The organism is Thermoplasmata archaeon (assembly GCA_035532555.1).
Classification (GTDB): domain Archaea; phylum Thermoplasmatota; class Thermoplasmata; order Lutacidiplasmatales; family UBA184; genus Lutacidiplasma.
Genome location: DATKQS010000006.1, coordinates 114,286 through 126,327, shown reverse-complemented (window position 1 = coordinate 126,327; position 12,042 = coordinate 114,286). Strand labels below are relative to the sequence as shown.

Genomic DNA, 12,042 nt, shown 5'->3' with positions numbered 1-12,042 from the left:
CCAGGAAGGCAATCAACGGAGCCGTGGTCCTGCGGATCGCGCGCATCAGCCACGGCCCGATCCGCGGGTCCGGGTCCAGGAGCGAGATCACTCCACTGCGGAGCAGAAACCCGTCGAGAGGCTCGGAGCGAAAGTTCTTGGTGACGACGATCTCGATCTGGTCGCGGCCCAGGGTCTGGTCGAGGATCGACTGGACCGCGCCCCGCACGAAGGTCTCTCGGGAATAGGCGCCCACGACGACGGAAATCAAAGGTTCCTTCGATCCACCCTCGCGGAGGGAGCCGGACGGGAGCTCGGGAGCGATCGCACTCGGATCTGGCATCGCACTTCCGCGATGCGGGCAGTCGACCCCGGCGCTTGATGATTCCGCCAGGACGAGGTGGCTCCGGGACCGAGGGCGCGCCCCCTCTATCGCGAGCGGGGGTCACCTCCCTCGGCGCGCCGTTAAATCCGAGGGGTCGCATCGATGCCTCGGGCGTGTCCCGTGGGATCGATCCCAGTGCAGAGTGGTGGTACGGCGGACGCGCGGGACCGTACCGTGTGCCATCCGCTGATCTAGTCTGCAGGAATCGCCCGAAGCGAGGAGAGGTTCGAACGTTGACGGAGGCGTTCATCTCGGTGATCATTCCCGCCTTCGATCGCCGCGAGTTCCTCGAGGGGGCGGTCGCCTCCGTGCTCGCCCAGAGTCTCCCGCGGTCGGACTACGAGATGGTCGTGATCAAGAACTTCGCGCACCCCGCCGTCGACGCTCGGCGCGACGAACCCGGCACGAAGATCCTGTGGGACGATAGCCCGGCCATCGGCGCCATGCTTGCCCGCGCCATCGACGCGTGCGAGGGAGAGATCGTATGCTTCCTGGACGACGACGATCAGTTCGAGCCGGACAAGCTCTGCCGCATCGCGCGGCTCTTCCGGGAGGATCCGAGGCGGACGTTCGTCCACGACGCCATCGCGCCGATGGATCGCCGCGGCCACTCGCTGCCCGACTGGGGTCGCTTCCGCACGCAGCCGACGGTCTCCTATTCCGTGACGAATGCTTCCGAGCGAAGGGCCCGAACGCCCGACTTCTTCCGCAACGGCGTCAGCGTGAACCTCAGTGCGATGAGCGTGCGTACCTCGCTCCTCCGCGCGGTGGCGGACCGGTTCCGTCAGGTGGACGCGAGCCCAGACATCTTCGTGTTCTTCGCCGCGCTCGCGAGCGAAGGGACCCTCTGGATCGAGGCTCACCGCCTGACGCGCTATCGCTTCCACTCCAGCGCCAGCCACGCCGAGATCGACGAAGGAGGCTGGGCCTCGGAGGCCCAGAGGCTCGCCCGCGAGGAACGGACGGTGGAGCTCGTGGAGGAGATGACCCAGGGGAAACCGGCCGAAACCGCCGGCCGCGGCTATGTGGCCGAGGCCCGATTCCAATTCTATCTGACGGTCCCGGGAGCGCCCCCGCCGAGCTGGGGCCAGTTTGCCGAGCTCCTCCGCGCCGCCCGGGTTCGAAGGCAGGCTTACCTCGCCTCTCGGGCGCTGTGGGCGCTAGCCAAGCGGATGGCACCCCAGTGGACCACTCGAGCGTACCACCGCCACTCGCACGCTCGCCACGCTCCCGTACGCGCTCCGTAGAGATCGATGGCCCCTGCACGGGTCCGAGGCCGGGCCGGCAAAGGACCCAGCGGTGGTGTCGGTCTCGAACTCACTTGACCCCGTAGAGGGGCGGATCACGGGACTCCACCCGGCCCCACGCCGAAGAGGCCCGTCGCAGGTATCCGATCTCCGCCGGGGTCAAGAGCAGCTGAGGCGGCGGCCCGTCCCAGGCGAGGCTCTTGTAATCCCCTCGAAGGAGCGATTCCAGGATCGCGTCGCGCAGGATGAGGTAGTTGTTCCGCGCGGCCTTGCGGGGTCGGATGGGACGGAACCGCGCGCCAATCGCCGCGAACGTGAACCATCCCCAGAGGGCGGCGCGTCGGGCCGGCGGTTTCGCGGCGTTCAGGGCCATCAGATCCCGAACACGGTAGTTGGCACCGATGACCTGGTCGCGCTGGGTCGCGTACATCCGCAGGAGGCGCCGGACCGAAGAGCCCTGCACGTAGCGCATCTGACGCGCGTAGGCACCCATGCGGGCGGATTGGGATTCTCTCAGGGCGACGGGCCACGCGATCAGCCCGAAGCGCTCGATCAGCGGTCCGTAGAGATCGACGTCCTCGGCTCCGATGAGATCTCGCCAGCCGCCGACCTCCTCGATGCTCCGGCGCGAGAGGGCGCAGATCTCCGAGAAGAGCATCCGGTCGGTGCGAAGCTGGAGGTAGGCCCGGAGCAGTCCACCGTAGGCGGCCGCGTAGGTGATGCTCGTATCGAAGGGAATGACCACCGCGCCCGAGCTCGCTTCGAACGCGAGCCGCCGGCCAGCTCCTCTCCGGCGTTCTGCGTGGCGAACCAGCCGGAAATCGGCGCGCTGGCGCTGCCGATGCTCGAGGAGCTCCCGGGCGCCATCGGTGCTCGGGCCGTCCGCGACGACCACCTCGTACGGCACGCCGACCGCTCGGCCGAGGACATCGATGGAATCGAGCGATGCGACCAGTCGATCGGCCGTGTTGAGATTAGTCGCGCAGAAGGAGACGCGCTCTGCGAGAGCCATGGCCACCTCCGCGTCCGAACCTTCTTCTTGAGGTTGGCGGAGCCCGGAGAAGGGCGAACGGGAACCCTCAAGCCCTCCCTCCGCTCGGGGGCTCGAGATCCATGCCGGAGGAGAAGATGCCTGACGCCCCGGAGACGGAGCCCGCTCGGGCCGGCACGCGGGTCCATTCGGCCGAGATCTTCTGCGTGACCTGCGATCGACTCACGTCCCACCGCATCCTGCACGTCGACCGCGCGGGCCACCGGCCCAACGCCCCGATGCGGGGAGTCGCTCGGTGCCGTGCCTGCGGGCTCGTCCACCCGTTCTCGTCGGCCCCACCGGCCTCCGTCCAGGTCGCCGAGATCATCTCGGAAGGGCCCGCCTCCACGCGACGGATGATCCAGTTGCCCGAAGCCCGACGGCTCCAGGTCGGAAGCGGGGTACCGGAATCCGATGTTCCGGTGATCATCCACAAGATCGAGAATCGCCTGGGCCGTCCCGTTCCCGAGGCCCGGTCCGAGGAGATCGGGACCTTGTGGGTGACGCGCGATCTCGGTGCGGTCGTGCCCGTCTCGATCGTCGAAGGTCGCCGCACGCGCCCCGCCCGGCTCGTCGTGCCTCGGGAGACGATCCTCGTCGTGGGCGAGCGGATCCGAGTCGAGGAGACCGAGATCGTGATCGCCGGGCTGCGCGCCCGCGCTCGAAGCTGGCGAAAGCCGGGCGACGCCTTCCCCGCCGGCGAGGTCATCCGGCTCTACGGGCGCCGCAACGTGATGCCACCGGCGGGGAGGAGCGACTGGAGGAGCGAGCGGGAGATCCCCAGTTCGCGGGCGAGTTCGGACTCCCGTTCGGACCGGACCCGTTCGTCCCCCGGTGTGAGAAGGACGCGCAGTCCCCCGCGGAGAGCGAACGCCGAGGGCGGAGCGACCGTCCACAGTTCGTGGTCCTCGTAGGCCACGGTCCCGATCCCGAGCTCGAGCGGCAGGTCCTTCAGAACGTTCTTCGTCCCCTCGATGACCCAGGCTCCCTTCGCGACGAACTCCCCGGTGTTCGGGGATTTCGATACCTGCTCCGGCTTCACCCAGAACGCCGAAGCCGAGGCGAGACCCGCGCGCCAGGCCTTCGAGAACGCCACGGCCCACTGGGCCGCCTCGCGGATCGTCACCTCGGTGACGGCCGGTCGTCCCGGATCGGGCCGTTTGATGATCACGCTCGCCGCGCCATGGAGATCGGCGTGCAGGTACACGTCTCCCTCCCGCAGGTGGCGACGCACCACGAGATCGTTCGAAGCGGCATCTCGCCCTGCGATCACGACCGCTCCTTCGGAAGAGAGGAACCAGCGGTAGCGCTCGAACCAGCGGGGTTTGCGCGCCCGCGAGGCCGGGGCTTCGGCCGAGGAGGCCCGCGCGGCCGTGCTCGGGGTCTGGGCAAGGCGCGCCTCCGTCTCCGTCAGCGCGGTACGGGCTCCCTGGAGCTTGCCCTGGAGGCGCTTGCCTTCTTCATACAGGGCCTGAGCCGAGCCCTGCAACGGTCGGTCGAGCAGCAGGGGGACGGAACGCTCCCCGAGACGGACGGCCACCTCCCGCTTCTCGGAGCCCTCCGCGCGGGCCCGCGCCAGGGCGGCCTCAGCCTCCGGGTAGTGAGCATAGATCGACTCTGCCTGGGCGCTGAGCTCTTGCGCGGCGGACTCTAGGGACGCAATCGCGGTGCGCTGGCGGGCCGCCTGCCGTTGGAGGTCCTCCCGCGCCTTGTCGACCGCCGAAATCTCGACGGGCACGGCCGCGGTCGTGACCGTGCGGAAGTACCGGTAGGCGGCCTCGCTGAACGTGGGGGTTTCCACCTCTCGGACGGACGGGTCGGCCGCCCAGCGCAGCCCATGGTAGGGGCTCGCGTCGACGGGAACCCCGTCGCGTTCGTAGAGGTACCCTCGGGGAGGACCTCCGAGCTCCGCGTAGACTTCGGCGATCGCGCGATGGAGGGCCGGGGCGATCCGGGCGGCATCGGTCGACGCGGGTCCATCCGGGACACCGGACCGTGCCAGGATCTCCTCGGCGATCGGGCCCCCGAGGGCGAGCCGGGCCGCGAGGGTGCTCGAGAGATCCGTCCGGGAGCGGGCGAGCTCTCGTTCGAGCGTCTCACGGTCGGCATTCCAGGGGTCCGCCCGCTCCGGCGGGCGAGTGTACTCGGCTCCGACCCGCATCGTCCGGTGCGCCCACGTCCGAGGTCGGGCGACGGCGACGATCTGCCCCCCTCGGGTCACGAGCAGGTTCCCGGGCCCGAAGATCTCGAGGATCAGTCCGAGCTTCTCGCCATCCGCGCGCCGAAACTCGAGCTCGACGTACCGCTCCCCGCGCGGTTCGCTCACCGCGTGAAGGATCGAACCGGAGAGGAGCCTGCGCAGCTCCTTGGCGAGGGGGGTCAGTTCCTCGGCGTGCTCGGCCCGCTCCTCGACCAGCGCCCCGTAGCGCCCGGGCACGAGCACGAGCTCGCGGCGGCCGGCCGATGCGGACCGCATGGTGACGGACCAGCCTCCCCCCGGGAGGTCGAACGCCTTGTCGATGCGCGCGTGGACGGCCACTCGGAGCTCGCGCGAGAGCGCGAGCATGTCGAGGGCGCTGAACCGGTCCTTGGGCGTGGGCTGAGACGACAACGTATCCTCCGCCTCGCCGAACGCACCGACCCGACGGCGGGCCTTAAGGGTTGGTTGGCATCTGCGCGGGCATGCGCCCGGCGGGGATCATGGGCACGCCCGACTGGCGGCAGCGGGCTCGAAGGTTCGTGCACGACCGCCTCGCACCGATCGCGGCAGACATCGATCGAACCGACCGGGTACCTTCCGACCTGATGGCGACCCTCGGCACGGAAGGGTTCACGGGCCTCGGCATCCCCGCGGAGTGGGGGGGAAGCGGTGGGAACTCGGAGTCGACCGCGGCGGTTCTCGAGGAGCTCGCGACGGCGAGTGCGGCGGTCGCTACCGATCTCTCCGTCCACCTCTCGGTCTGCGCGGCCCCGATCCTCCGATGGGGGACCGATGCCCAGCGAACGCGATTCCTCCGCCCGCTCGCGGCGGGCCGTTTCCTCGGTGCGTTCGGGCTGACCGAGCCCGGGATGGGCTCCGATGCGGCGCATCTCGCCACTCGATACGAACGAGTGCCGAACGGCTTTCGACTCCGCGGTTCGAAGATGTTCATCACCAACGGTGCATCCGCGGCCGTCGTGCTCGCCTTCGCCACGCGCGACCCGTCTCTCGGTTCCCGGGGGATCTCCGCGTTCCTGATCCCCCAAGGCACTCCGGGGTACTCTGTCGCTCAGCGGCTGGACAAGATGGGGATCCGCGGGAGCGAAACGACCGAGCTCGTCTTCGAAGACGCCCAGCTTCCCGAGGACGCGTTGCTCGGAGCGGAAGGAGAGGGACTTTCGATCGCGCTCGGTGCGCTCGCCGGGGGCCGGATCGGCATCGCCGCGTGCGCGCTCGGCGTCGCACGTGCCGCCTTCGAGGAGATGTGCCGGTCCGCCCGACTTCGCAGCCACGAAGAGGATCGCGCCTGCGTGGCGCGCGCCTACGTCGAACTGGAATCGGCCCGGGCCCTGGTCGAGGCTGCGGCGCGCGCGAAGGACGCCGGTCGACCCTTCGAGATCGCCGCCTCCGCCGCGAAGCTGGCCGCTTCGGGAGCGGCGGTCTCGATCGCGTCGGTGGGGCTCGACATCGCGGGCCCCGCTGGGACCCGGGTCGGGCACCCAGCGGAGCGCCTGTTGCGCGATGCTCGGGTGTTCCCGATCGTGGAGGGTACGACCGAGATCCAGGAACGGCTCCTCGGCCGCTCGCTCATCGAGCATGGTGGACCCTCCGCCGAGCGAACCCCTTAGTAACGTCGCGGGGTCACAACCACGGATGCCGCGGCCCCGCTCCTCGCATGCATCGTCGTCGTCTCCTCCTGCGGCGTCCGCCCCCGTCGCCTCATTCGGGCTCGACCCGGAGTGGGTACGCATCCTCCGAGAGCAAGGGATCGAGTCGTTCTACCCACCTCAGGCCGCCGCGGTGGGGCCGGTCATGGCCGGCGAGAGCCTGCTGCTCGCATGCCCCACCGCGAGCGGCAAGTCCCTGATCGCCTACCTCGCTCTGCTGCGCGCCGCTCGCGCGGGCCGGACCGGGCTCTACCTCGTGCCGTTGCGCGCGCTCGCGCGGGAGAAGGCGGAGGAGCTGAAGGCGTTCGAGGAGCTCGGCGTCCGCGTCGGGATCTCGATCGGGGACTTCGATCTGCGCGCGGACCAGCTCGAGCGCCTCGATATCCTGGTCGCGACGAGCGAGAAGGCCGATGCGCTGCTGCGCCGCGGCAGTCCCTGGCTCGATCGGCTGGGGGTCGTCGTCGCCGACGAGGTGCACCTCTTGAGGGACCCCGACCGAGGACCTACGCTCGAGGTCAGCCTCACCCGATTGCGGCGCTCCTATCCGGATCTGCAACTCGTGGCCCTTTCCGCCACGGTCGGTAACTCCCTCGCGGTGGCCAAGTGGCTCCAAGCGCGCCACATCGCGAGCGACTTCCGGCCCGTTCCGCTCAAGAGCGGCGTGTACTACGACGGGCGGATCGCCTTCACCGATCTGTCGATCCGCGAGATCCCGGGAAACACCGAGGCCGTCCCACGGCTCGTTCGATCGGTGATCGAGGAAGGGGGCCAAGCCCTCGTCTTCGTGAACACGCGAAAGGCCAGCGAAGTGGCCGCCCAGGGACTCACGGGCACGGTCCGCCCGCTCTTGTCGGGGGAGGAGCGGGCGCGGGCCCATGCGGTGGCGGAGGAGCTCGGGACGGTCTCGGAGGAGGAGACGGAGGGCGTCCGCAAGCTCGCCGCTCTCGTTCCGCACGGCGTCGCCTACCACAACGCCTCGCTCACGAACCCGGAGCGGGAAGTGATCGAGCGCGCGTTCCGCCAGCGCGCCCTGAAGGTGCTCGTCGCGACGCCCACCCTCGCCGCGGGGATCAACCTGCCCGCGAGGCGCGTCATCGTGCGGGACACCTATCGCTACGACGATCGGCTCGGTATGCAGGCGCCGATCCCCGCCCTGGAGGTGCACCAGATGTGCGGGCGCGCGGGCCGACCCCGGTACGACACGGTCGGGGAGGCCGTCCTCATCGCCCGGGACGCCGACCAGGAGGAGCGGCTGTTCGACGCGTACCTCTCGGCGCCCCCGGAAGATATCGAGAGCCGATTGGCGGCGGAGCCCGCGCTCCGCATGCACATCCTCGCGCTGGTCGCGAGCGGAGCCGTGGCGACCGAGGAGGAGCTCGAGTCGTTCTTCGGCGCTACGTTCTACGGCCAGACGCTCCCCTGGCGCGATCTCGCGGACCAGGTCCGGCGGGTACGCAGCTTCCTGGAGACCAACGACTTCCTCGCCCCCTCGCCGGGTCTACGCGCCACGCCGTTCGGACAGCTGACGAGCGAGCTCTACCTCGATCCCCTCAGCGCGATCGTCGTCCGGCAGATGCTCGACCGAGCTCCGATCGGCGTGCGCCCGTTCGCAATCTTGGCCGGCGTCGCGGCCACTCCGGACCTGCCGCCGCTCTTCCTGCGGCGCGGGGAGGAGTCGAACCTGCTCGGGCGATTCACGGACGAGGCCGAGGAGCTCCTGATCAAGCCGGAGGAAGCGCCGCTCGACCTCGACCTCGATTTCTTCCTGTCGACCATCAAGACGGCGAGCGTGCTCGAGGCCTGGATCGATGAGACGCCGATCCTCGAGATCAGCGAGCGGTTCGGCATCGGCGCCGGGGACCTGCGCGCCAAGGTCGAGGACGCGAACTGGCTCCTCTTCGCATCGAGCCGGATCGCCGCGCGCTTCCACCGGCGCCTCACCCGGCCGATCGACGATCTCTCCCTTCGGGTGCAGTACGGAGTCCGTGAGGAGCTGCTCGATCTCGTGCGGCTGCGGGGGATCGGGCGGGTGCGCGCACGCGCGCTGCGCCGGGCAGGATTCCCCGACCGGGAGACCCTTCGCGCCGCCCCGCTCGACCGCGTGGAGCAGGCGCTTCGATCGCGCAAGCTCGCCGAGTCCGTGCTCAATCAGGTGCGGCGACCGGGGAGCGCTCCCCCTTCGGAGAGCGATCCGGCGGAGCCCACCCCGACGACCACGGCCCGCCGCCGCTCGGTCCGGACCCTCGAGGAGTATCCCGACCCGGCGGAGCCGTGAACCACTCCCGTACCGGCGATAGGAAGTGCAGCACGGACTGCGTTCCCCCCATGCCACCGGGTCGGATCTCCCGCCGCACGTAGCCGGCCTGTTCCAGCCGGATGATCCGACGCCAGAACGTCGTCGTCGGTAAGGGACGCGCACCCTCGGCCTTCGCGAGGAGCGCTTCCCAGCGTCGGATATCCCGCAAGGGGACCGACTCGCGGTCGGCCGCGCGTGCGAGCGCGCGCACCACGTGCCGTTCGATCGAGAGATCGAGCCGGGACTCGAGCGGCCGATAGACCGATCCGGGACGGATCGCGCTCGGGCCGAGGATTTCCCGACGCACCAGGTCCATGGCTCGGGAGATCCCGCAGCCATCCCGACGGACGCGGACGGTGACGCGCTCGAGGATCGTCTCCGGCGCAGGTCGCCCGAGCGCGCGCTCCATCCGGTCCCGAAGGATCGCCCCGAGCTCGGCGTCCGAGTACGGAGAAACGCCGACCCAGCGCTCGGGCGGGGGTCGCAGCCCGAATCCGCGGGTCGCCCCGTCAAGCCCCTCCCGCCGGCCGGCGAGGATGAGGAGAATGGAGGGAACACCGCTCTCGCCCTCGGGCAGGAATCGCTCCGGGTCGGAGAACGCGCGCAGGAGGACGGCGAGATCCGGCCCTCCCACCCCGATGTCATCGAGCAGGATCAGGGCGACCCGCCGATCTCGGTGGAGCCTCCGGAGGAACCCCGCGATCACCTCCACGACGGAGAACCCGCGACCGTCGAAGCCCGGATCGAAGTGACGCAGCAGCGCGGAGGCCACACCGAGCCCGGTCCGGCAGCCGCGGGTGCGCACGGTGTACAGGCGGACCTCCGACGGGCCGGGCGGGCTCCGCATCCGGGTCGCGAGGATCCGACCCGCGGCCCGGGCCACGGTGGACGTTCCGGATCCCTCGGACCCCTCCACGAGCACCATCGGCGGAGAACGGGCGGCCTCCGACGGGTGTTCCAAGAGACGTACGACTTGGTCGATTTCACGGGAGCGTGCCAGCGGCACCGGAGGCAACCAATCCGGGCCGAGGATCTCGGGATGCACCGCGTTCAGCATGACCGGTGGAATACTGCGTATTATAAGAAATCTAATACTCTCCCATGCACCGTTCATTCCGATCGGCGGGGGGCGAATCCCGGGCCGGCCGGCGGCCTCCGGGGGAGCGGGGACCCGGCAGCACGACTCTTAAGACCGCGCGCGCCTCCGCGCGCAAGGAATAGTACCATGACGCATCGAGTGACGCTGATCCCCGGGGACGGAATCGGCCCCGAGGTCACCGAAGCCGCCCGTCTCGTGGCCGACGCCTCGGCTGTGAAGATCGATTGGGAGGTTGTCGAGGCCGGCGAGAAGGCGATCGAACGCACGGGGTCTCCGCTGCCGGAGGAGGTGCTCGACTCGATCCGTCGCAATCGGCTCGCGGTCAAGGGACCGATCACGACCCCGATCGGGGGCGGCTTCCGCTCGGTCAACGTGGCCCTGCGTCAGCAGCTCGACCTGTACGCGTCCGTTCGACCGGCGCGCGCGATCGCCGGAGAGGGGACGCGCTACCCGGACACCGATCTCATCGTGGTGCGAGAAGCGACCGAGGGGCTCTACTCGGGGGTAGAGCACTGGGTCGATCGCGACCATACGGCGGCCGAGACGGTGAACGTCATCACGCGCAAGGCGTCCGACCGGATCATCCGGTTCGCCTTCGAGCTCGCGCGCCGTGAGCACCGGCACCGGGTGACCGCGGTCCACAAGGCGAACATCATGAAGACGACGGGCGGGCTGTTCCAGACCGCCTTCCGGGAGATGGCGCCGAAGTACCCGGACATCGAGGCCGACGAACGGCTCGTCGACAACATGTGCATGCAGCTCGCCAAGAAGCCGGAGGAGTACGATGTCATCGTGACGACGAACCTCTTCGGCGACATCATCTCCGACCTGTGCGCGGGCCTGGCCGGCGGCCTCGGGGTCGTGCCGGGCGCTCTGTTCGGGGACTCGATCGCCGTCTTCGAGCCCGTGCACGGCTCCGCTCCGAAGTACGCCGGCCAGGACAAGGCCGATCCGGTCGCCGAGATCCTGTGCATCGAACTCCTCTACCGTCATCTCGGAGAGCGAGAGGCGGCGGAGCGGGTCTTCCGAGCCGTGTGGGAGACGATCGCCGAGAAGAAGTTCGTGACGTACGACCTCGCTCTCCCGGGCTACACCGCTCACCCGGTACCCCCGTCGACCTGTTCGGCGATGGCGCGCGAGATCGCCCGAAAGATCCCGAACGTCGACATCGATCGGCCCTTGGTGCGCCCGGTCGACCCGTACGCGGTGCAGAGCGATCCGCACCTCGCGGATGAGCCGCTGCCTACTCGCCGATGATCTTGACCACGACCCGTTTGGGGCGCTGCCCGTCGAACTCGGCGTAGAAGACCTCCTCCCACGGACCGAGGTCGAGATCTCCGGCCGTGATGGGCAGTACGACCTGATGTCCGAGGAGGAGGTTCTTCAGGTGCGCGTCGCCGTTCGTCTCTCCGGTGCGGTGGTGCGCGTAGTCGCCCGGAGGGGCGAGCCGGTCGGCCCACTTCGCAATGTCCTCCAGAAGCCCGGACTCGTTGTCGTTGACGTAGATCGCCGCGGTGATGTGCATCGCGGAGACGAGGGCGAGCCCCTCCCGGATCCCGCTGTCCTTCACGATCGCCCGCACCCGGTCGGTGAGCCGGACGAACTCGCGCGGGGTCTTCGTGTTCAATACGATGTATTCGGTGCGGCTCTTCACGCCGACCCGAGCGGTTTCCCGCCCTTAAGGGACGGGTTCGCGCTCACTCGAGCAGATCTTCGAGCTCGCTCGCCACGAGGCTGAGGAGCTGGTCGAGGACGCGGTGCTTGAACTCGGTGATATGCCCCGCGTCGGTCTCGATGCGCGCGAGGAACTCGTCGCCGTCCCGCAGGAACGACAGAGAGAGCACGTGGCGACGTCCGTCTCCGAGGCGCGGAGGGCTCGGGGGGGCTTCCGCGGCCGCGGGCACGACCTTGCGCGGAGGCGCGGACTTGACGGGGATCTTCGGTTTCGGACGTGCGGCCTTCTTCGCGACGACCTTCTTGCGGGGAGGGGCGCGTCGGGGGGTCGGCTTCCTCGGTTTCGCCGTCGGGCGACGGACCGGTCGGCGGGTCGGTCGAGCCTTCGACGGGCGCCGGGCGGACTTCGGTCCGCTGCGCGACTTCTTGCGAGAAGTAGAAGCCATCGATAAACCCTTGATTTCG

The 12,042-nt window shown here is 69.5% G+C and carries 9 protein-coding genes and 1 pseudogene; 5 read left to right on the top strand and 5 right to left on the bottom strand.

The annotated features are described in order from the left end of the window. Positions 1-322: glycosyltransferase family 2 protein (locus tag VMV28_01705; protein HUZ79324.1), on the bottom strand; the 322-nt coding region annotated here is incomplete at its 3' end. 275 nt (positions 323-597) lie between these two features. Between VMV28_01705 and VMV28_01700 the strand changes: the two genes are divergently transcribed. Next, on the top strand, positions 598-1,611 hold the full coding sequence (locus VMV28_01700) for a glycosyltransferase family 2 protein (GenBank protein ID HUZ79323.1): 1,014 nt from the start codon (positions 598-600) through the stop codon (positions 1,609-1,611). 70 nt (positions 1,612-1,681) lie between these two features. Here VMV28_01700 and VMV28_01695 read toward each other — a convergent pair whose 3' ends face one another. Beyond that, positions 1,682-2,623, bottom strand: coding sequence for a glycosyltransferase (locus VMV28_01695; GenBank protein ID HUZ79322.1), 942 nt, complete (start codon positions 2,621-2,623; stop codon positions 1,682-1,684). A gap of 101 nt (positions 2,624-2,724) precedes the next feature. Here VMV28_01695 and VMV28_01690 point away from each other — a divergent pair. Next, positions 2,725-3,306: pseudogene (locus VMV28_01690) on the top strand (HVO_0476 family zinc finger protein). A gap of 50 nt (positions 3,307-3,356) precedes the next feature. On the opposite strand, the gene rqcH reads toward VMV28_01690, so the two are convergent. Then, positions 3,357-5,252 carry a ribosome rescue protein RqcH gene (gene rqcH / locus VMV28_01685; GenBank protein ID HUZ79321.1) on the bottom strand — a complete coding sequence of 632 codons (1,896 nt, stop codon included), beginning with the start codon at positions 5,250-5,252 and terminating at the stop codon, positions 3,357-3,359. A gap of 71 nt (positions 5,253-5,323) precedes the next feature. On the opposite strand from rqcH, the gene VMV28_01680 reads away from it, so the two are divergent. The 3 genes from VMV28_01680 to VMV28_01670 all read left to right on the top strand — a co-directional run bounded on the left by VMV28_01680 (position 5,324) and on the right by VMV28_01670 (position 11,160). Continuing rightward, positions 5,324-6,469 (top strand): acyl-CoA dehydrogenase family protein, encoded by a 1,146-nt coding sequence (locus VMV28_01680; protein ID HUZ79320.1) that lies wholly within the window; start codon positions 5,324-5,326, stop codon positions 6,467-6,469. A 25-nt stretch (positions 6,470-6,494) separates the two neighbouring features. Continuing rightward, on the top strand, positions 6,495-8,783 hold the full coding sequence (locus tag VMV28_01675; protein HUZ79319.1) for a DEAD/DEAH box helicase: 2,289 nt from the start codon (positions 6,495-6,497) through the stop codon (positions 8,781-8,783). 1,246 nt (positions 8,784-10,029) lie between these two features. Further along, positions 10,030-11,160 (top strand): isocitrate/isopropylmalate dehydrogenase family protein, encoded by a 1,131-nt coding sequence (locus VMV28_01670; protein ID HUZ79318.1) that lies wholly within the window; start codon positions 10,030-10,032, stop codon positions 11,158-11,160. Here the strand turns inward: VMV28_01670 and VMV28_01665 are convergent. Further along, complete coding sequence (locus VMV28_01665) at positions 11,147-11,557, bottom strand: secondary thiamine-phosphate synthase enzyme YjbQ (protein HUZ79317.1); 411 nt, start codon at positions 11,555-11,557, stop codon at positions 11,147-11,149. The two genes, VMV28_01670 and VMV28_01665, sit on opposite strands and share 14 nt — an antisense overlap. A 43-nt stretch (positions 11,558-11,600) precedes the next feature. Beyond that, on the bottom strand, positions 11,601-12,023 hold the full coding sequence (locus tag VMV28_01660) for a hypothetical protein (GenBank protein ID HUZ79316.1): 423 nt from the start codon (positions 12,021-12,023) through the stop codon (positions 11,601-11,603). Positions 12,024-12,042 lie beyond the last annotated feature (19 nt).